General features: G+C 41.7%; 26 protein-coding genes. 13 read left to right on the top strand and 13 right to left on the bottom strand.

Annotation, left to right across the window (positions count from 1 at the left end; genetic code table 11):
* Positions 1-35: 35 nt before the first annotated feature.
* The 4 genes from V7L07_RS32520 to V7L07_RS32505 all read right to left on the bottom strand — a co-directional run bounded on the left by V7L07_RS32520 (position 36) and on the right by V7L07_RS32505 (position 3,640).
* Positions 36-293, bottom strand: coding sequence for a hypothetical protein (locus V7L07_RS32520; RefSeq protein ID WP_335063662.1), 258 nt, complete (start codon positions 291-293; stop codon positions 36-38).
* A gap of 190 nt (positions 294-483) precedes the next feature.
* Entirely contained in the window at positions 484-2,067 is a 1,584-nt protein-coding gene (locus tag V7L07_RS32515) for a phytoene desaturase family protein (RefSeq protein WP_335063660.1), read from the bottom strand.
* A 23-nt stretch (positions 2,068-2,090) separates the two neighbouring features.
* Positions 2,091-2,669 carry a hypothetical protein gene (locus tag V7L07_RS32510; RefSeq protein WP_335063658.1) on the bottom strand — a complete coding sequence of 193 codons (579 nt, stop codon included), beginning with the start codon at positions 2,667-2,669 and terminating at the stop codon, positions 2,091-2,093.
* 134 nt (positions 2,670-2,803) lie between these two features.
* The gene (locus V7L07_RS32505) at positions 2,804-3,640 is read right to left on the bottom strand and encodes an oxidoreductase (RefSeq protein WP_335063657.1); all 837 of its coding nucleotides are present in this window, start codon (positions 3,638-3,640) and stop codon (positions 2,804-2,806) included.
* A 692-nt stretch (positions 3,641-4,332) separates the two neighbouring features.
* Here V7L07_RS32505 and nifE point away from each other — a divergent pair.
* The 3 genes from nifE to V7L07_RS32490 all read left to right on the top strand — a co-directional run bounded on the left by nifE (position 4,333) and on the right by V7L07_RS32490 (position 8,224).
* Positions 4,333-5,721, top strand: a complete 1,389-nt coding sequence (gene nifE, locus V7L07_RS32500; RefSeq protein ID WP_335063655.1) for a nitrogenase iron-molybdenum cofactor biosynthesis protein NifE — start codon at positions 4,333-4,335, stop codon at positions 5,719-5,721.
* Between the two features lie 577 nt (positions 5,722-6,298).
* Positions 6,299-7,096: a class I SAM-dependent methyltransferase gene (locus V7L07_RS32495; protein WP_335063653.1), complete on the top strand. Its 798-nt coding sequence runs from the start codon at positions 6,299-6,301 to the stop codon at positions 7,094-7,096.
* 702 nt (positions 7,097-7,798) lie between these two features.
* Complete coding sequence (locus V7L07_RS32490) at positions 7,799-8,224, top strand: hypothetical protein (protein WP_335063651.1); 426 nt, start codon at positions 7,799-7,801, stop codon at positions 8,222-8,224.
* A 162-nt stretch (positions 8,225-8,386) separates the two neighbouring features.
* Here V7L07_RS32490 and V7L07_RS32485 read toward each other — a convergent pair whose 3' ends face one another.
* Positions 8,387-9,271, bottom strand: a complete 885-nt coding sequence (locus V7L07_RS32485; RefSeq protein WP_335063649.1) for a glycoside hydrolase family 75 protein — start codon at positions 9,269-9,271, stop codon at positions 8,387-8,389.
* A 335-nt stretch (positions 9,272-9,606) separates the two neighbouring features.
* Positions 9,607-10,800: a calcium-binding protein gene (locus V7L07_RS32480; protein ID WP_335063648.1), complete on the bottom strand. Its 1,194-nt coding sequence runs from the start codon at positions 10,798-10,800 to the stop codon at positions 9,607-9,609.
* 545 nt (positions 10,801-11,345) lie between these two features.
* On the opposite strand from V7L07_RS32480, the gene V7L07_RS32475 reads away from it, so the two are divergent.
* The 7 genes from V7L07_RS32475 (at position 11,346) to V7L07_RS32445 (ending at position 16,659) form a co-directional block, all read left to right on the top strand.
* Entirely contained in the window at positions 11,346-13,541 is a 2,196-nt protein-coding gene (locus tag V7L07_RS32475; RefSeq protein WP_335063646.1) for a sensor histidine kinase, read from the top strand.
* 234 nt (positions 13,542-13,775) lie between these two features.
* The gene (locus V7L07_RS32470; protein WP_335063644.1) at positions 13,776-14,423 is read left to right on the top strand and encodes a class I SAM-dependent methyltransferase; all 648 of its coding nucleotides are present in this window, start codon (positions 13,776-13,778) and stop codon (positions 14,421-14,423) included.
* A gap of 289 nt (positions 14,424-14,712) precedes the next feature.
* Positions 14,713-15,636 carry a polyphosphate kinase 2 gene (gene ppk2 / locus V7L07_RS32465; RefSeq protein WP_335063642.1) on the top strand — a complete coding sequence of 308 codons (924 nt, stop codon included), beginning with the start codon at positions 14,713-14,715 and terminating at the stop codon, positions 15,634-15,636.
* 22 nt (positions 15,637-15,658) lie between these two features.
* Positions 15,659-15,931: a hypothetical protein gene (locus tag V7L07_RS32460; protein ID WP_335063640.1), complete on the top strand. Its 273-nt coding sequence runs from the start codon at positions 15,659-15,661 to the stop codon at positions 15,929-15,931.
* Between the two features lie 207 nt (positions 15,932-16,138).
* Complete coding sequence (locus V7L07_RS32455; protein ID WP_335063638.1) at positions 16,139-16,288, top strand: hypothetical protein; 150 nt, start codon at positions 16,139-16,141, stop codon at positions 16,286-16,288.
* Between the two features lie 15 nt (positions 16,289-16,303).
* On the top strand, positions 16,304-16,408 hold the full coding sequence (locus V7L07_RS32450; protein WP_335063637.1) for a type II toxin-antitoxin system HigB family toxin: 105 nt from the start codon (positions 16,304-16,306) through the stop codon (positions 16,406-16,408).
* 17 nt (positions 16,409-16,425) lie between these two features.
* Positions 16,426-16,659, top strand: a complete 234-nt coding sequence (locus V7L07_RS32445) for a hypothetical protein (protein WP_335063635.1) — start codon at positions 16,426-16,428, stop codon at positions 16,657-16,659.
* Here V7L07_RS32445 and V7L07_RS32440 read toward each other — a convergent pair.
* On the bottom strand, positions 16,642-16,782 hold the full coding sequence (locus V7L07_RS32440) for a hypothetical protein (protein ID WP_335063633.1): 141 nt from the start codon (positions 16,780-16,782) through the stop codon (positions 16,642-16,644). The genes V7L07_RS32445 and V7L07_RS32440 overlap by 18 nt on opposite strands.
* Positions 16,783-17,095: 313 nt before the next feature.
* Here V7L07_RS32440 and V7L07_RS32435 point away from each other — a divergent pair, with 313 nt between their 5' ends.
* From V7L07_RS32435 to V7L07_RS32425, 3 genes are all read left to right on the top strand, one after another.
* Positions 17,096-17,812, top strand: coding sequence for a hypothetical protein (locus V7L07_RS32435; protein ID WP_335063631.1), 717 nt, complete (start codon positions 17,096-17,098; stop codon positions 17,810-17,812).
* A gap of 361 nt (positions 17,813-18,173) precedes the next feature.
* A complete protein-coding gene (locus V7L07_RS32430; RefSeq protein ID WP_334943645.1) occupies positions 18,174-18,467 on the top strand; it encodes a BrnT family toxin in 294 nt (97 codons plus the stop codon).
* Complete coding sequence (locus V7L07_RS32425; protein ID WP_335063629.1) at positions 18,430-18,690, top strand: BrnA antitoxin family protein; 261 nt, start codon at positions 18,430-18,432, stop codon at positions 18,688-18,690. Before V7L07_RS32430 ends, V7L07_RS32425 begins: the two co-directional genes overlap by 38 nt.
* 255 nt (positions 18,691-18,945) lie before the next feature.
* Here the strand turns inward: V7L07_RS32425 and nifD are convergent, their stop codons facing one another.
* The 6 genes from nifD to V7L07_RS32395 all read right to left on the bottom strand — a co-directional run bounded on the left by nifD (position 18,946) and on the right by V7L07_RS32395 (position 25,053).
* Positions 18,946-20,388: a nitrogenase molybdenum-iron protein alpha chain gene (nifD, locus tag V7L07_RS32420; RefSeq protein ID WP_335063627.1), complete on the bottom strand. Its 1,443-nt coding sequence runs from the start codon at positions 20,386-20,388 to the stop codon at positions 18,946-18,948.
* A 166-nt stretch (positions 20,389-20,554) separates the two neighbouring features.
* Positions 20,555-21,436, bottom strand: coding sequence for a nitrogenase iron protein (nifH, locus tag V7L07_RS32415; RefSeq protein WP_179064204.1), 882 nt, complete (start codon positions 21,434-21,436; stop codon positions 20,555-20,557).
* Between the two features lie 349 nt (positions 21,437-21,785).
* Positions 21,786-22,142, bottom strand: coding sequence for a globin domain-containing protein (locus V7L07_RS32410; RefSeq protein WP_335063626.1), 357 nt, complete (start codon positions 22,140-22,142; stop codon positions 21,786-21,788).
* Positions 22,143-22,459: 317 nt separating this feature from the next.
* Positions 22,460-23,359 carry a Fe-S cluster assembly protein NifU gene (gene nifU / locus V7L07_RS32405; protein WP_335063625.1) on the bottom strand — a complete coding sequence of 300 codons (900 nt, stop codon included), beginning with the start codon at positions 23,357-23,359 and terminating at the stop codon, positions 22,460-22,462.
* Between the two features lie 98 nt (positions 23,360-23,457).
* Positions 23,458-24,666, bottom strand: a complete 1,209-nt coding sequence (gene nifS, locus V7L07_RS32400; RefSeq protein ID WP_335063623.1) for a cysteine desulfurase NifS — start codon at positions 24,664-24,666, stop codon at positions 23,458-23,460.
* Between the two features lie 30 nt (positions 24,667-24,696).
* Positions 24,697-25,053 carry an indolepyruvate ferredoxin oxidoreductase subunit alpha gene (locus V7L07_RS32395; protein WP_335063621.1) on the bottom strand — a complete coding sequence of 119 codons (357 nt, stop codon included), beginning with the start codon at positions 25,051-25,053 and terminating at the stop codon, positions 24,697-24,699.
* Positions 25,054-25,065 lie beyond the last annotated feature (12 nt).

Here is a 25,065-nt window from a genome sequence, read left to right as displayed (position 1 = left end):
TCTTATATCCTAATTGCTTAAGGTTTCAGGCATTTTTACTTGTATATATAATGAGCCGCAACCCACTTGCGACCATGATTTGTTTTTTCCCAATGTGCAGGAACTAGCACTTTCTTTTTCACTGGTGGTGTATAACGCTTAATTTGTGGTGGTTTGTTTGCGATTATTTGAGCAGGTCTATTAGGACTATGGGGATTAACAATAACCTGTGATGCTGACGCTTGCGAAGGAATGGAAGTAACAGCAAATGGTAAAAGAAGCACTGCACCAGCAAGAATTTGTTTGATATTCATGACTACATTTCCTTTGGTAAATTGTATGATTAAAGTTCTGGAAACCTTAATCTGGTTGATGTCTCATGTTTATAAGGATATGATTTCAAACAGCTATACACTAGTGATAAAAGTAACTAGTTAAATTATGACTTAAGTAACATCTCATGTCTGGGTTTATCAATGTCATATACTCGTAAAGCTTTCTCTGTCACCTTCTCATGATGGTTGTCATAATCTTAAAAAAGCCGAATGCTCCATTTAAAACACCTGCTGTTTTCACTCCACCCATCATCGCTCCCATAATGCCGAGTGAAAGTGTATCGACTCCAGTCAGGTATAGATTTTTAATTGGTGTTCTAGCCCCGATCCAGGATTGATCGAGGCGTTCAGGAATACAGGGAATGCCGAAGATAGCACCGCGATCGCTAGCATCAAAGTGTTCTACCGTCAGTGGAGTCGAGAGTTCGGCATACTCAATCAAATCCTGAAAGCCAGGATAGTGGCGCTCCACTAACTGAATCAGGGATTGGGTAATTTGGGCTTTCAGTTCAGTGTAATCCGTGCCTCGCCGTCGCCAGGATTGTTCCTGCCACTGCGAAAAGAAATCATAGTCAACGTAGGCAATGATTTCTGCCGTATGCCCCTCAGCTAATGGATCTTTCAGCGATGGAAATGAGAGATAGCAGAATTTAGGTAAATTATCAGCAGAGATGGGTGGATCTTGGGTAATTGCATCGTGGTTATAGGTCGTGTAAATCCAATGGTTCTCACCCTGAAACCCTAGTTGCTGTGGACTTTCTTTTAACCCTAAATATACCGTCACCATACTGTTACTTTTTGGAAACGCTTGAATTTTCTGGCGCTCTGCCAGCGCGTAGTTGGGTGGAATCAGCTTTACATAAGTATTGAAGGCTCCGGCATCAGACACCACAATAGGTGCAAAGTACGTTTCCAAGTCTGCCTTGGTATGTGCTGTATATTGGGCTTTCACTCCCACTGCCACCCCGGATTCCAACAAGATTTCTGTGACTCGGCGTTGGGTGATGACGACACCACCCCCCTGTTCAATCACGGGAATAATGGCTTGCGCGATCGCCTTTGCCCCACCCACAGGATACCAGCCGCCCTTAAAATAATGGGTAACAATCGCACCATGAATGCCAAAGCAACTTTGAGATGGCGGTAAGCCATAATTTCCCCACTGGGAAGCCAGTAATGCTTTGAGTTGGGCATCTTGAAAATGTCTGTTCAAATAATGCTGGGTCGTTTGTCTAGCAATAGCCCCAAAATGACGAACAAACCGCCTGAGTAGAGGATGCAGCAATACCGGAAATAGCTCCAACATTGAATGCGCCCCAAACCAAAATGCCGCTTTCTGGACATCCTTAAAGTACCGCCGAATAGCTGTCTGCTCGCGAGGAAAGCGCTGGATTAGATCAGACTGAAAGCGATTGGGGTCAGAATAAACCTCAAAGGTGAAGTTCGGGTAGACAAATTTTTCAAACGGATCGGGCATCTTATGCCAACTCAAATTGCCATTGGTGAGATAGTCAAACACAGCTTTGCCAGTGTCTCCATCTCCCATATTTCCAACATAGTGCAGCCCCACATCCCAAAGAAATTTTCCCTTGCGCTCAAAGGTATGGGTGAATCCCCCAGGGGTGAAATGCTGTTCTAACACTAAAACGCTTTTGTGATAAAGCTTAGATAGGAGCGCGGCAACCGTCAACCCACCAATTCCAGAGCCAATCACAATTGCATCAAACTGCTGCTGTCGAGTTGTTGTTAGCATAGTTCCTCTCACAAACTTATGGCTCAGTCTGGGAAAGCTAGACCAGTCATGGGGTCACGGATATATAACCCTAACGTGAGACTACGCATCGCTTCATCCCAAACGTGTATTAACTGTTCTGCTTGATCTGCCCAATAATCGAATGTAATCAAGCACTGAACATTTGAACCTAAACCAATGCAAGTCCGGGAAAAAGCTTCCCGTGGTTCTTCTTGAGTGTCAATAAACTTGATCTCTGTCCAGACAATTCTGGCAGTTTGACGCTTGATGGTAACAATTTCTCCTTTGGCAATAACGTTACGACTGTCGTCTTCCATAATTTTTTTCAAGGTGGGTTTTAGCGGAAACTGGCTCCAGTCGTTGGGTGGCAGGCGATTGAAAGATACTTCTAGGCAGCAATCATCGTTGGGCGGTTTTTTATCCATGAACTTAAAAGATTTTTCTTGTGGCTCAAAAACCCAATCCTGGGGAACATTGAAGCGAACAGCGCCTCTATCTGCTACAAAAATTTTGTAGCCTGATGGCGATTCCCAGCGATGATCGGGTTTGAGTTCAAGCGTTTCTTTAATCCACTGGAGATTGCTTTTTTTACGCTTTGCCATAGTGTTTTTGTTCTCTCTGCTGAAGAGGGCGTGACCCATCGTAGATATCGCCAAAGTTGGGTAACAGGCGATCGCTGACTTTGTTAATATTATCAAATTCCTAGTTAGAGAGATACGATAAATTGCCGTCTCTATTACCGTCGTGATGCTTGCTTAATCATAAATTGCATCAGGGAATCCATTAGCCCATCACTGGCAAATTTACGAAATGTTACTAAAAATGTTGCCCCACTTCCTGCTGCATAACGTGCTTTGGGTTTTTTCGCTTTGAGAGCTTTTGAGATTGTGTCTGCAATGACTTCGGGTTTTGATGCAAGTTTCTCGTCACTGGTGAAAGCTAATAATTTTGCTCCAGTTTGAGCCGCTGTTGCGTAGGCGGTGTTACCTGATGTCTGCAATAATTTTTCAACTGCGATCGCTCCCCACTCTGTCAGAGTTGCTCCTGGTTCCACAATAATCACATCAATCCCAAAAGGCTTAAGCTCCAAACGCAGACAATCACTCAGTCCTTCAACAGCAAATTTAGTTGAGTGATACCAACTACCCAAAGGCTCATAAATCTTACCTCCTATTGATGTAATATTTACAATCTTCCCAAAGGAGTTTTTTCGCATCTGTGGAAGCACTAACTGAGTTAGTCTTGCTAGTCCAAAGACATTTACTTCAAACTGATATTTAGCTTCCTCAATAGGAACATCTTCTAATGCGCCATAGGAGCCATAGCCGGCATTATTAACTAAAATGTCGATTCTGCCTGATTCACGAATAATAAAATCTACTGCTGACTTCATCGACTCATCTTGAGTAACATCCAATTCCAGAACTTTTGCACCCTTAGCAGCTAAAGTTTGCAATTTGTCAATGCGTCGTGCAGATGCGTAGACTAAATAACCATCATCAAGAAGTTTTTCGGCTGTAGCCTTGCCAATTCCGCTAGAAGCACCTGTAATCAGAACTATTTTGTTCATCATTAACTTCCAGAAATTCAAATATTGTTATATGCAAGCTATTGTAAACTGTGGAGTATCCTTTAGAGGATGTTTGAAAAGTATTAGGTGAATATAATTCGCTACTAAACAAACCAAGTCCACTTCCGTGAACTAATACAAAATCAAGGGCTTTTAACCCACGCAGGTGGGTTTTGTCTGTGTAGCCGCGATTTCTAATCGCCAGGAATTGAACAGTTAATTTGTGACAATTGCAAACCGCAGATCCCGATTGATCGCAAACGATTTAGTATTGCCATGAGTATTTTTACAGCAAAAAATCAAAAAGTTAATCATTTTTGAAAATTATGCTAGGCTAACATTTAGAGAAGCTAAGAATAGCAAAAGGATTAACAGGTCTTATTTCCTACGGAAACAAGATATGTGAGAGGAGTTGGCTGTTTTACCTGAAAGTGTTAGTGCATCAGTTACGATTTTTTGTAACTCTTTGAAGAACGCAAAAAGTGTCCAGATAGGGAATTTACTACCTGTTAAAGTTTGTGTGGTGTGTCGTTTGCAACTCAGCTTTCTCACAGGATATGTTCTAATTGCCCTTATTTAGTAGGGGTTTTAAACTCAGTTAACTTCAGTAATCAGCGAGGGTTACGCCCCGCGATGCTAACAGAATTCATTACTCTTCATCCCTTTTGTATTAATCTTCAGCGCGAGGCAAAGACATGAAAAATACCCAAGGAACAATCAAGGAATTACTCAACGATGCAGCTTGTGTACATAACCAAAAAAAATTGCATGAGAACAAAAAACTGTCTTGCAATAAAGCAGCACAACCAGGTGCAACTCAAGGGAATTGTCCTTTTGATGGAGCGATGGTTTCTGTGGGAGCAATTACTGATGCGGCTCATTTAGTGCATGGCCCTGTTGCTTGCACTCATAACCCTTGGGCAACTCATGGTAGCCTTTCATCAGGTTCTCAATTACACCAAATTGGTTTTACTACTAACTTTAGTGAAAATAATGTTGTTTTTGGTGGTGAAAAGAAGCTGTACAAAGCCATTCTCGAAGTTGTTCAACGCTACAATCCTGCGGCTGTATTTGTCTACGCTACCTGTGTCACTGCTTTGATTGGTGACGATATAGATAGTGTCTGTAAAACGGCTGCAAACAAAATTGGTATTCCAGTTATATATGTAGATGCACCAGGATTTTTAGGTAGTAAAAATTTCGGGAACCGCATCGGTAATGAAACTTTATTGAAATATGTAATTGGAACGGCTGAACCAGAATTTACCACACCATTTGATATCAATATCGTTGGTGAATACAACGTTGCTGGTGAATTGTGGAATGTTTTACCACTGTTCAAAAAATTGGGTATACGCGTTCTTTCTAAAATTACAGGTGATGCTCGCTATGAAGAAGTTTGCTATGCTCATCGTGCCAAATTGAATGTAGTAATTTGCTCGAATGTAGCAGTGCAAATGGCACTCTCAATGCAAGAAGATTATGGAATTCCTTATATTGAAGAATCTTTCTATGGCGTGGAAAACCTCAATCATTGCTTGCGAAATGTTGCAGCAATATTAGGCGATAAATCTCTGCAAGAACGGACAGAATGGTTAATTGGAGAAGAAACAGCAGCCTTAGATATTGCTTTGGCTCCCTACCGTTCTCAATTAAAAGGTAAGCGGATTATTCTTGCTAGTGGTGGTGTCAAAAGTTGGTCACTTATTTTAGCAGCCAAAGACTTGGGAATGGAAGTTATTGCCACTACTGACAAAAAGAGTACAGAAGAAGAGAAAGCTAAAATTAAGCAATTGCTTGGTGAAGATGGCATGGTTTTGGCTGATGGAACTCCCCCGACATTACTAAAGGTACTCAAGAATACAAAAGCTGATGTGTTGATTGCTGGGGCTGGCAATCAATATACAGCACTAAAAGCACAAATTCCTTTTTTGGATATTAACCATGAACGTCATCATGCTTACGCTGGTTATGCGGGGTTAGTGGAAATGGCACGGGAATTGCATGAAGCCGTGTATAGTCCTGTGTGGCAGCAAGTCAGAAAACCTGCTCCTTGGGATGAAAAAATTAGCTGTGGGGTATAAAAGAGCTAGTGAGTTGCATTATGCAACTTTTATCTAATAGACATCTCCAGAAATTAAATATGCGTTACCCAGAACCCTTGTAAAGACGTAGCAGTGCTACGTCTTTACATTCTTTTTCGGAGATGTCTAATGAGGGGCAATTTATGAATTGCCCCTACCTGAAAATTATGATTTTGGTTATTGTTTGCATAAGCTCTAGTTTTAACCAGCATAGTGCATCAGTGCGATCGCTGGTAAACTCGAATCAATAGTGACGCTTACTTTGTTAATGGTATCAAGTCGCTGTGCATTGCGCTTTGTATATTAGACATCTCCGAAAAAGAATGTAAAGACGTAGCACTGCTACGTCTTTACAAGGGTTCTGGGTAACGCATATTTAATTTTTGGAGATGTCTATTAGACATCTCCGAAGAAGAATTGTTTTGACGTAGCACTGCTACGTCTCTACAAGAGTTCTGGGTAACGCATCTTTAATTTATGGAGATGTCTATTCCATTTGCCCTAATGCAGACTTGTTAAACTGTTATCCAGGGCATAAGATAGCCAGCACTCAAAGAATAAACGACTGCATAAACCTATGACGGATGAGAGAAGTCAGTTAAAAACTACTTTTAATCAGGTAGCGCTGCTGTATGATCAGGTACGCCCAGGATATCCAAAGGCACTTTTTGACGATGTGGTGTCTCTATCAGGAATAACTCCACAAGCAAGGATATTAGAGATTGGTTGTGGTACTGGTCAGGCAACTATAACTTTTGCGCGTCGAGGTTATCGTATCCTTTGTATTGAGCTTGGTGAAAATCTTGGCTTAGTTGCTAAACAAAAGCTGGCTACCTATCCGCAAGTAGAAGTTCATATTGGAGCTTTTGAGGATTGGCCAGTAGAAAAGAATGCTTTTAACTTAGTGATTGCGGCGACTGCTTTTCATTGGCTCGATCCTACAATTGCCTATGAAAAAACTGTCCAAGCCCTCAGTCCTGGAGGAGCGATCGCGCTATTTTGGAATGAACACGTACACAGTGATGCTAGTAATGGCTTCTTTGAGGAGGTGCAGGAGTTATATCGTCGCTTAGTTCCTGAAATATTTAAGGATGACAAGCTTCTTCGTCCTGAGCATGAAGTACCTACTAAAACGCGCGAAATTGAGCAAACAGGCCTCTTCGGTGAAGTGACATATCGTTCTTATCGATGGGATGCAGAATATGATACTGCGACATATCTCAACCTATTAAATACCTACTCTGGGCATCTAAGTTTAGATAGCCTTAAAAAGGCGCATTTTTTCAATGCGATCGCTGAGTTAATTGATACTAAATTCAATGGTCACATTACCAAAGGTTACTTAACTACTTTGTACTTAGCCCAGCGATTGTAGTCTGAATTAAAGACCTTTTGCAAAAGTCCCTAACACCCCTCCCCTTGTTAAGGCTATCGTGTACACACAAATCGGAGTTACTTTGAAATCCAGGTTTTACCCCCTTAATCCTCCCTTACAAAGGCTACGGTGTACACACAAGTCGAAACTAAAATGCGGGGTGGGGTTCTTGATTTTTGATTTATCCAAGAGGTCTCAATACGGTTCGGTTAAAGCAAGAGACGCAATGAATCGCCGTCAAGACAAAAGACTGATTATTGTAGAGACGGCGATTTATCGCATCTTTGTGATCTAGAATTTTCATCAAAAAACCTTAACCGAACCGTATTGCAAGAGGTCTTTAGTAAGCAAAATGGCATTTGACTTACTCAAAATAAGCTTTTACTTACTCATTTTGGTGTTTTCCGCAAGTAAAATAAGCTTTTACTTACTCAAAATAAGCTTTTGCTTTCTCATTTTGGTGTTTTCCGCAAGTAAAATAAGCTTTTACTTACTCATTTTGGTGTTTTCCGCAAGCAAAATAAGCTTTTACTTTCTCAAACCCCAGTTTGCTTTCTCATTTCAGTATTTCGCGCATTTATGAGAGCGATCGCACTTGTAGCAAAAGCCATTGCAGATTTGCCAGAATTCTCTCAGGCTGATCTATACGCAAATTTTTTAAGGTAAAGAATATTAACCGTACTGGATTACAAGGTGCAGATCGTGGCTCGTAGAAAAAGAACTTCTTTAGTGTTAGAAAGAGCAGTGCGTCGTGCGGCTAGCATAAACTCTATTGATCCGAATTTAGATTTAGGCAATGGACTCACTTTACCTGCCTTCTCAACCCTGATCGAAACGATGCGAACTAGAGAAAATGCCTACAACACTGCTCTTTCCACTTTGGATAAATTATATCGTGAGATGCTAGAAACAGAGGGCGAGTTGGGAGATATGACAGAACACATGTTAATGGCAGTTGCAACTCGATATGGCAAAAGCAGTGTCGAGTACGGTATGGCGGGAGGAATTCCTAAAAATCAGCGACGTAAACGACTACGAGGCGAGTCACCAACTCCCAGCACTGAGCAACCATCATTCGTAGCCAGTGTGGAGAATAAGAATGGAAAGAAACCAGCAGCGACAAGTTAGAATGTGCGCTATTACTCAAAATGAAGGGAACAGGGAATAGAGAACAACTATCTATTCATCCGTTCCTTTTTTCTAAGAGTGATTCAGGAATCAAAGACGCTCGATAGCGCAGCGTTAGCGACGCAGGAGCGTCTGACTCGCTACCGCTTCGCTATCGGATTACTATAGAGACTTTATCCGTTCTATCCCACCCCATATTTCAAAAAGCCGTTTAGTTTCAGCTTCTATTTCTGAAGTTGTTCTTGGCTGTCCATTCCCCGAACCTGGAAAAACAACATAAACAATGTCTTTCGGAATTCCTCGCCTGACTCTTGAGCGGATTAATGGATCGTTTCCCAGAGCATGAGATAGAGCGATTGAACCCTCTCCTATCTGCTTTTTAGGGCCAATGTCAGCATAAATTGCAAAAGCAAGTTTTTCGTTACTAGTGTTGTAAACAACTGCAAAATCTCCTAATTTAACGCCTGTGAGCTTTGTAAACTCACTATTTCCCGGAAGAACAATATATGGAATTTTTGTGGAATCAACATATCGGCGTGGATCGTGTTTAACAAATCCAGAATCGAATAATGCAGTTGTAGAAATATAGTATCCAGGATATGGATCGGTACTGCTCTGAATAAAAGGATTGCCGTTTTTATTTACAACTACTGCCCACCAGTTACCTGGATTGCCAGCATTTGCCAAAAAATCAATTCCTGTATCTGCTGGATGATAAGCATTAGGCGCACCATCAGCATTAATGCTCATACCTGATTCATAAAAAATTGCAGATTCTCCATCTGCTTGTTTAATAGAAATTCCCCCAATTTCAATCAGAGTATTGATAGAAAAAGCTGTAATCTTACTAAGAAGTTTCTGAGATACAAAACCTTCTAAAATTTCCCCTTCGAGAATAGTTGCAACCTTAAACCACTTATCATCATTAGAATTTGCGATTTTAGATACAATGTGTGATTTCGGAAGAACCCCAATTAAATTAGTATCGTTAACAATAGGTGATGAACGTATATTTAAACTATCTGATGTTACCTTATATTGCTGCATAGATGACTCCAAATTGAAAAATTTAACTTATGAAACTAAATTTTAAAAAGCAAATTTAGTCATGTTGTTTGCAATCATGTTGCTGCTTTCTCCCTGAAAGAGAACTACCCCTACTTTGTTAATGGTATCAATTTAGTAGGGTAAGTTGTCACTTGTGTAACACACTACATCAATAATGTATCAATGTATCCTAAAAATAAACGCGATCGCCTGAATTGATACACTATATAAAATTTCCGCGCTAAAAATCCCCCAAACCCTCTTAAAATAAAGGTTTGGGGGATTTTAGATTTTACAGATTTTATGCAGTTAGGCGATCGCGCCAACTCCAACTTCTACGCCAAATTTACTGAACCTGTATATCCTTTGAGAATTCCCAAAGAACCACTACATGAACTAATTAGCGTATCATTTCCTACCTGGCTGAAGCTGGCATTTAAACCACTGACATTTAAGCGATCGTTGCTACCAAAGCCATAAATAGTAGCAAAGCCACTACTTCCCAAAATTATTGTATCTGTATCTTTCCCTTGACCCAAGTAGACCGTATCATTTCCCCCACCTCTTACCTCAATAGATGAACCAAAGAGGTTTGTATCTTTACTTAAAGAATTCGGTAGACAAACCGTTTCTCCTCGCAGATTGATTACATCATTTCCATTTCCACCATAGATAGTGTCATCACCTGAACCAGCAAAAATTAAGTCATCACCTGAGCCAGATCGAATAGTGCTGTTTGTATCGTTTGTAATAATTGTGTTGTTGCCATTACCTGCAAAAATTTTTGCAGAACTTGAGTTAGAGATTCCAGCAGCAAGAATAAAATCATCACCGCTACCGGTTTGAATTGTGGTTTCGCCATAGGAAACAACAGCAATTTGATTATCACCATTTCCAGCTTTGATAGTCTGGTTATATGATGGTAATTTTGCGTCAAAAATATAAGTCAATATTGAAGCATCACTGCTAATAACATCATTTCCTGAGCCTGTATTGATATTGGACTCTCCGCTTCCCAGCAAAATTAAGTTATTACCCTTTCCCGCATTAATAGTTCGGTTGGCAAATCCGCTTAAATAGAAAATATCATCGCCCGAACCGGCTGAAGCAACCAATTTAGAAATTGACTCTAAGCCAATAATATTACCATCAGTATCGAATCGATAATTTCCACCATAATCGTCCAAAAAGTTGTTTCCACTGCCCAAATAAATTGTGTAATTGCCTGATCCTAGACTGACGTAATCATCTCCTGCTCCAGTCCGAACAATTGCATCAAGCCCATTAGAATTACAAGGCAGTGGACTAGTTTGCAAAACCTGACCACTAAAAATGCTAGAATCAAAATTAAAAATTGAGTCTAGCTTTCTCCCTAATAAGACAACATCGTTGCCATTTCCCGTAGTCACAACATTTTTGTTACCTTCTACAATCAACCAGTCTGGATTAGCAGTACCTAAAACTTTTTTATTATTATCTGAAATAACTTTTTCAGTATAATTAATTCCACGAAAAAATTGTGTTGCCATCAACATTTCCTTTATAGTTAAATCCAGTGCAGCGAAGACAAAAAATGATGTAGATGAGCTATTATTCTGAAAAAATATATAGAATCCGGTGAATCTCAAAAAATCTTTCTCCGAATTATAAATTACACTTTACAAACATCTTTGAAGATATTTACCTTGTTCCCAGTCGGCAACTAGAAATACCTATTGGCATGGCAAGGCTAAAATGTTGCAAAAAAAATTGTAGGTTGGGGAGCCACTGCGTTGCGCGGGTTCCCCGCGTTGTAGCAAGTGGCGTTGGAGGCTTTGCCAAAGCCAACATCCTGATATCTGTTGGGTTGCGCTCCGCTCCACCTAACCTACGTCTGTATACACCCGTAGCCTTTTAGGAGAGAGTTCAATATATTGCATCGAAACGAGAACCGCTATATGGTAGTGCGTTGCACTTTGCTACAAAGCACTAACATAGTGTCTTTGACTCGAAAAAATTTAAACAAAGGTGAATATGTGGACATCTTGGGAACTATAGAAGTAAATAAAATTAGCAGAGCTTTCAGCTTCCAGCAATGAAGATCCACTATCTCAGTAAAGGTAAAGCGTTCCCGTTACAGATTGTTCTTGTTGTTCCTTTCCTGATCCAAATTTTTGGAGCAGTCAGTTTAGTGGGTTATTTGTCCTTTAAAAATGGGCAAAGAGCAGTTAACGATCTAGCAGGACAGTTAATAGATCGCACAACTGAGGTAGTGGATGAACACTTAAAGTCTTATCTTTCCATTCCGCAAACCCTGAATCAGATCAATGCAGATGCTATCCATAGGGGACTCTTGGATGTACGCGATCGCAAAATCCTGGGTAAGTATTTCTGGGATCAGATGCAGGCTTATAACCTGACTTATATTGGTATTGGACTAACAACGGGTGAGGGGCTAGGAGCCGCTCGTTATGATGGCAAGACGATCAGCATTGATGATTGGACTGCCAAGCTTCCCAATAATACTGTCACTTATGCCACAGATAATCAAGGTAATCGAACTCAGGTGAATACTCGATGGACTTGGAACAATTTTAGTGAATCTTGGTATACCCAACCCATCGCCGCTGGGAAACCTATTTGGGCAAAGATTGTGACTGCAAATTTTCCAACTGGCCCCTACATCAGTGCCTCTGCTAGTCGTCCGATTTATGATTCGCAAAATCGCTTATTAGGAATGATTGCAGCAGATATTCACCTGCTGAAACTCAGCGATTTTTTACGCAGTTTGAATATTAGTAAGTCTGGGCGGGTGTTCCTTTTGGAGCGGGATGGTACATTAATTGCCAGTTCTGGTAAGGAGAAGCCTTTTCTCCTCGTCAATCAAGAAATCCGACGATTACGGGCGATCGACAGTTCCGATCCAATCATCCAGAACATTGCCAGACACCTTCAAACCTCTGGGTTTAGGTCTATCAACAAAGATACAGATTTTCAACTTCAGGTACAAGGAAAACGGTATTTTGTCGATGTTTTACCTTGGCGTGACAAGTATGGCTTGAATTGGCTGATGGTTGTGAGTGTGCCAGAAAACGCATTCATGGAGCAAATTAACGCCAACACACGTACCACGATCGTGCTTTGTTTGGGTGCATTAGGCATTGCCTCAATACTGGGTGTGTTTACTTCCCATTGGATTGTACGCCCAATTCTGCGCCTGAATCGGGCAAGTGAGGCAATGGCATCTGGTAATTTAGCTCAGACAGTAGAAATTAGCGGCATTCAAGAACTGAATACCCTATCTAACTCTTTCAACCACATGGCAGGACAATTGCACGAATCGTTTACTGCTTTAGAAAAAAGCAAAGAAGAACTAGAAGATCGGGTAGAAGAACGCACTACTGAACTCAAAAATGCCTTAGGAGAATTGCAGCGTACTCAATCTCAAGTTATTCAAAGTGAAAAAATGTCTAGTCTGGGACAACTAGTTGCTGGAGTCGCACACGAAATTAATAATCCAGTCAACTTTATTCATGGCAACCTCGCCCATGTACAGGAATATACCCAGGATTTATTAGCAATTGTACAGTTGTATCAGCAGTATAATCCCAATCCTGCGACTGAAATTCAAACTGTTGCCGAAGATATCGATTTGGAGTTTCTACAAGAAGACTTGCCAAAAATGTTGTCTTCTATGAAGGTGGGAACCGATCGCATTCGCCAAATTGTACTATCTCTGCGTAACTTCTCGCGTATCGACGAAGCAGAATTCAAAAGTGTTGATATTCATGAGGGCATCGACAGTACCTTGATGATTTTGCAACATCGCCTCAAAGCTAAACCAGAACAAGCAGAAATTGAGGTGATCAAAGACTACGGTACTGTACCTTTAGTAGAATGCTATGCTGGGCAACTCAATCAAGTCTTTATGAATATTTTAGTGAATGCGATTGATGCCTTAGAAGAAAATAATACTAAGTATACTTATCAAGAAATCAAGGATAATCCCAGTCGAATTAAGATTCGCACATCGGTAGTTAATGCAATATGGGTAGAAATAGCGATCGCTGATAATGGAGTTGGTATTTCTCAAGAATTTCAGCAACGAATATTCGATCCCTTTTTTACCACCAAACCCGTGGGCAAAGGAACCGGCATGGGTATGTCCATCAGCTACCAAATCATCACAGAAAAACATGGCGGTAAACTAGAGTGCTTCTCAACTCCTGGAAAAGGAACCGAATTTATCATTCAAATTCCTCTCTGCTTGAAAGTTCATCAAATGGTTTAATGCGCCTCGAAATAAATGTTTCTATCCATTGGATAATTTATTTCTTGGAGTTTCCTAAATAAATTCAGGGGCTTGAATCCTCGCTTGCTAGGGAACTTAGAATCTTTCCCCCCTGCTCCCTGCTCCCCTGCCTCTTCTGGTCAAGTCATCTAAGTAGTAGTAGAATACACGAGGTTTGGGCGTTAACACACCACCAGTTGAACAGATACTTAAAAGAAGTAGTCTAAAAAATCTATGCAGATACATCAGGTAATTGAAACCTACGATCAAGGAGCAGTTGATTATGACGCAATTTTAAAGCGTTACTGGCACATCGAACGCGAACCCCTAATCGCTTCCTTGCAGCTGAAGCCCGGACAAACCGTACTGGATGCGGCGGTAGGAACTGGTCTTAATCTTCCAGCCTATCCTGAAGGTGTGCATGTCGTTGGTGTCGATCTTTCTCATAAGATGATGGATGAAGCACGTAAAAAGCGCGTATCCGCAGACATCACTTTCAAGGTATCGGATCTCTGCAATCTGGATTTTCCTGATAATAGCTTTGATGCCGCAGCGTCGGGATTTACCCTCTGTGTCGTTAGCGATCCAGTCCGCGCTCTTGCAGAGATTTTACGAGTTACTAAGCCTGGTGCATTGATTGCCATTCTCGATTACTGCAAATCGCAAGATCCAGAAGTTCAGAAATGGCAAGAGTTAATATCTGATGCTGCTTCACAGCTAGGCTTCCCAACTGGCAAGATCAAGTGGGATGCTTTGATGGATTACGACGAATTGATTTACAACAGTCAGCTGACCATTGAAGTACTAGCAGACGATCGCATAGAAAGTCCAAACCCATTCTCGTGTGGTTGTCAACTACTCCTGAAAAACTCCAAAAGTTAAAAACAGTCAACTTAAGACCTGGCGAATAGAATTCGCGGCTACACAGGCAAAGTCCGCCTCCGCGGACTAAAGTCAAATTAAGAGTTTGAAACCCAGGATTCGGTAGCTTTTGTTTGTATAGACGCGGTTTCTAACCGCCCATTTTACGTTAAGTTGACACTAATGAGCATTGCTGTGCCCTTACGACAGATGTGGTTCAAATACATCAAAACTGCTGTAAGGTATACATTTTATAGATAAACATAGGTAAACTCTAATTATGCCAATTAATTAGCATGGAATAGCTGTAATGTCAATTGATGAAGTTAAAAACCAACAAAATAATGATCTAGCTCAACCCGCTACAGACTTAAGAGAAAGCCTAGTAAAGACAAAAGACAAGAAAAAATCTAAGAAATCCAAACGAATTTTTGATGGTAGTACAGAAGCTTTTGCCAAAAAAATTCCCAAAAAGACTTTTGAGACTGAACTAGAGCAACTCCAAATTGAACTAGTCAAAATGCAATACTGGATTAAGCACGTCGGCTATCGGGTTGTCGTCATATTTGAAGGGCGCGATGCTGCCGGCAAAGGAGGAGTAATTAAGCGTATTGCCGATCCACTCAATCCTCGTGGCTGTCGTGTAGTTGCTCTGGGAACCCCCTCCGATCGCGAGAAAACTCAGTGGTATTTTCAGCGCTACGTGCAACATCTGCCGGCAGCAGGTGAAATTATCCTCTTCGATCGCAGTTGGTACAACCGAGCCGGAGTTGAACGAGTGATGGATTTTTGTACCGAAGCAGAATATCAAGAATTCATGCAATCTTGCCCAGAATTTGAACGAATGCTGGTGCGATCGGGCATTGTTTTAATTAAGTACTGGTTCTCCGTCAGCGATGAAGAACAAGAAAAACGCTTTCTTTCTCGCAGTCATGATCCAGCAAGGCGCTGGAAACTCAGCCCAATGGATTTGGAATCACGCGATCGCTGGGTAGAATATTCCAAAGCCAAAGATACCATGTTTGCATACACGAATATTCCCGAAGCCCCTTGGTTTACCATTGAAGCGGATGATAAAAAACGTGCGCGGCTCAACTGCATTCATCATTTGTTGAGTAAAGTTCCTTACGAAGACATGACACCTCCTCCCTTAGAGCTTCCGTCTAGACCTGTGGCTGAGGATTATGTTCGCGCCCCCCGCAATGAGCAGTTTTTTGTGCCTCAAGTCTATTAGGCAACATCCCTGAGTCAAAACTATGGCGTACAGCGACTTTACTCTAGAAAAAGTTTCGGCTGTTTTGGGAATCACTACCCAAGAAGCCGATCTATTTCCCAAGCTTGTACCTCTTTCTATTCCTTCGTGGTTAAATGAAACTTTAGGAAAGCGAACCCAATTAGCTCTGATTAGTGAAAAAGCTCGGAGCGAATTTATTATTGTACCGATTTTACTAACCTGTCGCGATCTCAGCCAAGATAGCTTGGCTATCTTCTCTATTTATCAAAAAAACTTTGGCGGTCAAACAACCTAACAACCTGCTTGGAGCGGACTGACAAAGTTAAATTGATGTGGTGCGTTGCGTGAAAAGTTTAGCCAATCACACCATTTAATCTAAACACACAACCTCTAAATATACAGTAGTGTGTTGTTGAATAAAGGCAATGATTAAAATATAAGATTATCACGGAGAGGTGAATTATATGCATTACAGAATTATTAAAACATCAGGGGTCTTCAGATGCACGTTATTACTCGTAAACGGCTGAATGAATTTGCTAAACTTTATCCAGATACAAATAACGCCTTGGCTCAGTGGTATCGATTGATCGAGGGAAATGAGTTTACCTCATTTGTGGAACTCCGTGAAATGTTTCCCTCAGCAGATTAAGTTGGTAAATTGACAGTGTTTAATATTGGTGGTAACAAAGTTCGACTCATTGCTGCAATTCATTACAACCGCCAAAAGGTCTACATTCGGGCTGTCTTAACACATTCAGAATATGATTAAGGAAAGTGGAAGGAATAATGCAAAGCTTAAACCTAGATCAAACCATTACTGCTTGGTCATCCATTGCCGAAAACGTCTTTGTTCCTCACACAGAAGAGGAATATGAACGCTTAGTTGAGATCCTTGATTGTCTCATCGAGCAAGTTGGTGAAGATGAGACGCATCCACTCGCGTCTCTAATAGAAGTTATCAGTGTTTTAATTGAAAACTACGAAACTGAACACATTCCTGAGTTAGAGGCGATCGCTTAACTTCACCCAGTATAAATATATAAATATGAGGATTGGACGGTTTAATGCGTAGGCGTAGCCCGTCGCAGACATCGCTACAACAGTCCACTTCTTGTGCATCTCACAGATAATCTTTAAAGGCACTTAACGCACCGTTACATAAGTATTAAACCACGTCTATCTTGAAACCTGTAGTTCTTCTGTGATGAAAAAGATTTGCCCTCATCCCCCAACCCCTTCTCCCAGATATGGGAGAAGGGGAGCTAGACTTCCAAAGTCCCTCTCTCAGATATGGAAGAGGGATTTAGGGTGAGGGCAAAAACTACGGTTCTCAACTTGGATGAGGTTTATATGTATGTTACATAAGAATTTTTCTACCATACTGACATAATATATTTATACTGCTTATTTACTTTCTAAGTAAAGAGTTTTACTAAAAAATACGTATACTAATGTAGTGAGTCTAGTTTTAGCCTCTATTAAGCGTGAATCAGCCCTGCTAGAGAATAAGAGAACTTATATCAATCCTGTTGAGCAAGTTGACACCTGTCATATTAAAAGTAAATCACTTCTGCTAGAAAATACAAAAATTATGTTGGAACAAATGTTTTTAGGAGTGAATCTTGTTGAAAAGATTCTAGATCAACTTCAAGAGGAAGACCGTAGAAAACATGAGCAAAAATTACAGGAACTTTCCATTATTGCTGACTCTAACATTCGAGATCAATTTGCAGCAGAACTATTAATGGATAAAATTCTGGCTCCTATTGAGAAAGCACAGTTTCAAATTCATGACGCAGCTAAACACGCTCAATATATGGCAGAAGTCATCGGTTATCACTATTCAGATCATGGACTTACTCAAGAGCAAGCCAGTAAGATTAGTACCCAATTCCGGTTTTTAGCTGTCCAATTGACAGCAGCTAGTTCCCTTTATAATTTGAAGCTTATCTATCAAGCCATAACACTATTCTTAGATCAGATTTCTGTGTTTAAGCATCGGGAAAGAAAGTATTCGATAGAGCGTGAAGTCCGTGAAGGAATTCTAGATCGCCTGAACACTTGCATAGCAAATTATGAGAATTTCCAAAGACGCACCGTTTTATTTTCAGGTAGCAGTCAGGATAATAAACTAAATATTGAGAAATCTAAGTTCCCTTTACCACCTACTTAGAGGTGTTAATCAGCGCTATCACACGAATAATATAGGGTGGCTTGTCACTTAGAGCAACGCACCATTTAATCTAAAAAATCTTCATTTTAAATAGTCTTTCATTTTACAGTTTTTCTTTGAGCAAAATGCAAGTAAAATCTAAAAACGAGACTGCATAAGAGTTATACTGTCTAAAGCATCAAAATAGATTGTTACTACATAACCCTAAAACTTGCATTTAGGCTAGAAATACGCTAATTTTTCTCTCGTCGCTAAAAAACCTTGCATTATATAATGTTGAGGAGCGATCGCTACCTCAGATTACCTATGTAGTCACATTACAGTTTTCATATTAATTGTCAGAATTCGATAAAATAAGTATATGAAGTTTGAATGGGATCAGCAAAAGAACGAGGTTAACATTGTAAAACACGAACTTGATTTTGCAGATGCGTATCGGATTTTCAGACTACCACTTCGGATTTCTCTGGATGACCGTCAAGATTATGGAGAAGATCGATTAATTGGGCTAGGAATGCTTGATGGACGTATTGTAGTTGTAGTTTTTACAGAACTAGACGAAGAAACAATCCGAATTATCTCACTTCGTAAAGCTTTACCTTATGAACGAAAACGCTATGAACAATACCTCAAGAACGAACTGGGAGAAAGTTGATTCTCTGACAGAAGAAGAAATTGATACATCCGATATCCCTCCTTTAGGTGAGGAGTTTTTTAGCAAGTCTCGATGGTGGAAGCCTGTTGCGTCGTTGAATGTTCTTGTTCAGATAGAACCTGAAACATTGGCTTGGTTCCAGTCTCAGGGTGAAGATTATGAAAAAAGAATGGCCGCAGCGCTGCGAATCTATGCAGAAGCTCACCAAATGGGGCAAAACTAAAAAGTTACTAGATAAACGTCATCGCACCAACGGTCTAGTCGATGTCTACGACGGGCTGTGACGCTCCTGCGTAGCGTTAGCGACGCTATCAGCGTCGCACCATTTAATCTAAAAAATCGTCATTTAAAATAGTCTTTTGTTTTACAGTTTTTCTTTAAGCAAAATGCCAACAAATCCTAAAAGCCAGACAGAATAAGAGTTATATTGTTTAAAGCATAAAAACAGATTATCCCTAAATAACCCTGCAACTTGCATTTAGGCTAGAAATAGGCTCTTTTTTCTCCTGCGGCGAAAAAAACTTGCATTATATGATGTTGAGGAGCGATCGCTAGGTTCGGAGTAATCCCAAGAGTGCATTTGACGGAAAGGAAGACCCATCTTTTGGAAGACGTACTTCTCTTTCACACCAGAAGCTACTAGGTCAGGCTTCAGCGCTTTGATAAATTCCTCGAATTCGTAAGCGGTAACGTCGTCATAAACGATGGTGCCGTTTTCGATGTAGTGAGTGGTACGTTTGTAGTCGTCATTATGAGCGAACTCATAACCAGTACCAATCATCTTCATGCCCAAGTCTTGGAAAGCTGGGACAACGTGGCGAGGACGTAGACCACCAACCATGATGGCTACAGTCTTACCATCCAAACGGGGGCGGTACTTAGCAACTACCGCATCCATTGTGGGTTGATACTTGGCGATAACCTTCTCAGCGTTTGCTTGGATTGTTTCGTCAAACTTGGAAGCGATTTCCCGTAAAGATTCAGCAATCTTGGTGGGGCCGAAGAAATTGTATTCCAACCAGGGTATACCATAAGCTTCTTCCATGTGACGGCTGATGTAGTTCATCGACCGGTAACAGTGGATGAGGTTCATCTTCACATTGGGGGTCATCAACATTTCGTTGATGGTGCCATCACCAGACCACTGAGCGACTACGCGCAAGCCGATTTCTTCTAACAGGATGCGGCTAGCCCAAGCATCTCCACCGATGTTGTAGTCACCAATGATGGCTACATCATAAGGAGTACCTTCAAACTTGAGTGTACCGTCTTTTTTCGCTTGGTCGGATCTGGTGAAAACCCAGTCACGAACCATGTCGTTAGCAATGTGGTGTCCCAAAGATTGGGAAACACCCCGGAAGCCTTCGCAACGCACAGGTACAACTGGCTTGCCGATTTCTTTCGATGTCTTCCGAGCAACAGCTTCGATGTCATCCCCAATTAGACCGATGGGGCATTCAGATTGAATGGAAACACCACGGTTGAGGGGGAAAAGTACATCTAGTTCTTGGATGAGTTTGACAAGTTTCTTGTCACCACCGAACACGATATCTCTTTCTTGGAAGTCAGAGGTGAAGTGCATGGTACCAAAGGTATCAATACCTGTGGTGCCGATGTAGTAGTTACGACGACCAGACCAAGACCAGTAACCGCAACCTACAGGCCCGTGGCTGATGTGGATCATGTCCTTAATAGGACCCCAAACCACACCTTTAGAACCGGCGTAAGCACAACCACGAGCGGTCATTACACCTGGAAGGGATTTGATGTTAGACTTAACGCCGCAATCGGACTTACCTTCTTCGTATACACTTAAGTGCTTTTCGCGCTTTTTAGCAGCTTTTTCTGGGTAAGCACTGAGAACTTCTTTAATTAGTTCTTTTCTTTCTTCGATGATGTTTTGATTTTCTGGAGGTGTCATACTTAGCCTCTGTGACTCGTAAGGATCGGGGCATAGGGGGACTAGGAGTCCCCTCTAAGGTTAGGGGGGAGATGGAAGAGAGAGGAAAAGGTAAGATATGAAACTCTTCCTTTTTCCTTGTGCTAAAGCGTTATTTCTTAGCAGCTACTACTTGACTACAAGAGCTTTATTCAGCAGCAGTCTGAGCAACTAACTTAGCAGTATTTTCTTCGCTTTCGAGAATACCGAATTCAATCAACAATTCTTCTAGTTCTTCCATTTCGATGGGTGTAGGAATAGCCAGGTTTTTGTTGTTAATGATCTTGGTAGCCAATGTCCGATATTCGTTAGCTTGGTTGCTTTCTGGTGCGTATTCGTTAACGGTCATGCGGCGCAATTCAGCGTGTTGAACAATGTTGTCACGGGGTACGTAGTGAATCATTTGGGTGTTCAACCGTTTTGCCAAGGTTTCGATCAATTCGATTTCCCGGTCAGTGTTACGGCTGTTACAAATCAAACCACCCAAGCGCACGCCACCTGTGTGAGCATACTTAAGAACACCACGAGCGATGTTGTTAGCAGCGTACATCGCCATCATTTCACCTGATGTCACGATGTAGATTTCTTGTGCCTTACCTTCGCGGATAGGCATTGCGAAACCACCACACACAACGTCACCTAATACGTCGTAAGATACGAAGTCTAGGTCTTGGTAAGCACCGTTTTCTTCTAAGAAGTTGATGGCGGTGATAATACCACGACCGGCGCAACCTACACCGGGTTCTGGACCACCAGATTCTACGCAACGAACGTTACGGAAACCGGTTAACATTACTTCTTCGAGTTCGATATCTTCTACTGCACCACGTTCGGCAGCCAAGTGAAGAACGGTTGTTTGAGCTTTGCTGTGCAGCATCAAACGGGTGGAGTCAGCTTTAGGGTCGCAACCGACGATGAGGATGCGTTGACCCATTTCTGCCATAGCTGCCAAGGTGTTTTGGGAGGTGGTAGATTTACCGATACCGCCTTTACCGTAGAAAGCTATCTGTCTAATGTTTTCTTCTGTCATTGTTCGTGTTTCCCTGCAATTGGTTGGTTGGTGGGTCTGTGCGTTTGTCAGTTGCGTTCACGCCAGTTGAGCGACAGTAGTGAGCGCGTGTAGAGCATCGTTGGTAGCGTTGGCATAAATGCCTGCTGGGGGCGATCGCTCCACAGCCAAAATTATTGACAGTAAGTTCATCGATCTTCCTCGTTAAAATTTTTTTCTTTTGGTTTTTTGTCCTTTGTCCTTTGTCATTTGTTTTGACAAAGAACAAAGAAAATTACGCAATTTACAAATACGTCATAATGTGTTTCAGCTTGCAAGATTCGATAGGACTTGATGTTGTTATTTGTCAACAATCAATGCATAAGTCCTATTACTTGTTCAAAATAGCGCCCTTCATGTTTGTGACGCGATCTAGTGCAGCTTTGGTGTTTTCTGCTGACACTCCACGCACAGCCATTGCTTCACCGAGATGCTTGGCGATCGCATCGAAGTGTGGTTGCTGTAAATTCAATCCTGCGTGGGTTTTGTCCATTGGACGACCGCCGTATTGCTTTGGCCCTTCAAATATTTGAGCTAAGAAAGCAACTAGATGATTACGTTGCTTCGCCATGTCTGTACCAGCAAAAACGGGACTGAGGAGGCTGTCTGTAGCAATGCGTTTGTGGAGTTCATCTACTACTTGTTCAATAGCCGGTTGTCCGCCAATGTTGTCGTACAATGTACTCATATTCTGTTCCTTTGAAGCGAGTTGGATGATGAAATTTGCAAGTAGGCACTTAATCTTTTTGCCTATATGCTATTAGCGGTAATTGTGGTAGGACTGATACCAATTCGTAATTCGTAATACCTTGGGGGGAGCGATCCTTCGGGTGTCTACGTAATTCGTAAAAAAGATAAGTTAGATTTCAATCTGTATCTTTCTTTTGGCGAATTGGGATGAAGCATTGAGTGGAGACAATGATTCAATTCAAATCCTACTTTCTGTTCCTGGCTGAATGCATATTAGGGCGTATTTGTAGAATACGTTAAGTCCTACAGCAATTCCTAAACTGCTTCGACTACAAGGCTCTTGCTGACACGATCTTGTAATCTGGCTTCGATCGCAATTTTGAGAGTTGCTGTACTACTAGAACAGGAACCGCAAGCACCTTGCAGTACAACTTTAACGCGATCGCCTTCGACATCATAGAGTTCTACATCTCCCCCATCTGCAATGAGTACGGGTCTGACTTCTTCATCAAGAACCTTTTGAATTAGAGCAATCTTTTGGACGTTGGTTAGCGCTCGTTCCTTAGATGTAACAATTTCTGTGGCAACTTTTACGCCGTAATTGTTGAGAGCAGGTGAGGCGTATTCCTGTTGAACTGATCTAATAATATCATCAATGTTCGCCAGACAGGAACCGCATCCGCCACCAGCTTTTACATAATTTGTTACTTGTTCGGCATCCGTGAGATGATTTTCTAGAATCACGCGACGAATCTTAGATTCGCTGATGCCAAAGCAACTGCAAACTAATGCACCTTCATCATCATCATCGTGGGTAGCTAGAGGTATGCCACGATAGTTATAGATAGCGGCTTCTAGGGCTTCTTGTCCCATGACAGAGCAGTGCATCTTTGCTTCTGGCAAACCACCCAGGTAATCTGCAATGTCTTTATTGGACACTTTCAGGGCTTCATCTAAGGTCAAACCTTTGATCATTTCGGTTAATGCACTAGAAGATGCGATCGCACTAGTACAGCCAAAGGTTTGAAAACGAGCATCTAGAATCTTATCAGATTCTACTTCCACTTTCAGGTGCAATCTCAGAGCATCGCCGCAAGCAATGCTACCGATTTCGCCCGTTGCAACCTTAACTCCAATTTCGTCCGTTTCTTCGATTGCTCCCTGGTTTTTGGGATCGTAAAACAGTTCTAATACTTTATCGGTGTAGTCCCACATATTTAGTGCTGAGTAATGAGTGCTGAGTGCTGAGTGGGGAGTGGGGAGTAGTAAATTCTTTATTCCCTATTCCCTATTCCCTATTCCCTATTCCCTAATTAACGATGCGCCAATGCTTGCTCTTGTCCTTGCAACCAACCCGCATCATCATTTTTGAAGGGTGAGAGGGCGCGTAAACGTTCTACAATACTGGGCATTACCTCTATTACTCGATCGATTTCGGCTTCGGTTGTGTAGCGACAAAGACTGAAGCGGATAGAACCGTGCAAAGTTGTGTAGGGTAAGCCCATTGCCCGCAGGACGTGGGAAGGTTCTAGAGAACCGGAGGTGCAAGCAGAACCGGATGATGCACAGATACCGTATTTATTCAAGGATAGTAAGATAGCTTCACCTTCAATATACTTGAAGCCGATATTTGTGGTGTTGGGCAATCTCTGCGTAACGTCACCATTGACTACACAATCAGGAATTTTAGCTAGTAAAGTTTGTTCGAGGCGATCGCGCAGCTTTCTTTCTCTGGCGATCGCTTCTTCTAAGTGTAATAGTTCTAGTTCGGCAGCTTTGCCCAAGGCGATAATTGCTGGAACATTCTCAGTTCCCGCCCTACGTCCGCGCTCTTGGTGTCCCCCAATCATGAAGGGACGGAACCGCACCCCGCGCCGAATATATAAAGCACCAATTCCTTTGGGCCCGTGTAGCTTGTGACCAGACAGGGTTAACATATCGATGGTGCTAGTCTTCATATTCAAGGGGATTTTTCCCACAGCTTGCACCGCGTCTACATGGAAGATAGCGCCAGATTCTTTGACGCGCAACCCAATTTGCTCAATTGGGAAAACCGTGCCAGTTTCGTTATTAGCATACATAATTGTCACCAAGGCGGTGTTACCCGTTAAGGAAGCTTCTAGTTCATCTAGATCCAGCTGCCCTTGATGATTTACTGATAGATAGGTAACACTATAACCTTGGGTTTCTAATTGTTTGCAGACATTCAGTACTGCTGGATGTTCAACTTGGGTGGTGATGATGTGTCGCTTTTCTGGTTGCGCTAACAGTGCGGCTCGAATCGCCGCATTATCTCCCTCAGTACCGCAACTTGTGTAGACAATTTCAGACTCATCGGCTCCCAGGATGGCTGCAAGTTGTTCTCTTGCGGTTCTCACTGCTTTACCGACTTGCCCACCAAAGGTATGCATACTGGAGGGATTGCCGTAATAATCTGTGAGGTAAGGTAACATTACCTCTACAACTTCTGGGTCTACCTTAGTGGTGGCATTATTATCAAGATAGATGCAGTTATTTTGCATTGTTGTCTTCAATTAAGAATTACGAATTATTTAAGCTTCTGCTGCCATTTTTTGGGGTTGGCGCTTTTGCAACTGTTCAGAGTATTTCTGGGAATAGCAGTTAAACCAACGTTCCCAGTAATCTTGTTTATTTGTTAATTTAGCGACTACGCGGTTGTAATTAGCAAACCAGCCTTCCCAATAATCGCTAGGCTGCTTAACGCAACCGTCGCAGGTGGGACAACCAGCTTTACACTGGGGCACGGTATGAATACTACCAATACAGTTTGTACAAAGTTCAGGGTCAATCCAGTGCTGTCCTTCAACCACTTTAATTGCATTTGTGGGACATATCGTTAGACAGAGATTGCAGGAAATACACTGGCTAGTAAGAATTTTGTAAGCCATGATTTATTCTCC

The organism is Nostoc sp. (assembly GCF_036916985.1).
In the GTDB taxonomy this organism is placed as follows: domain Bacteria; phylum Cyanobacteriota; class Cyanobacteriia; order Cyanobacteriales; family Nostocaceae; genus Nostoc.
The sequence above is the reverse complement of the archived record's forward strand: the minus strand, read 5'-3'. Positions and strand labels throughout refer to the sequence as shown.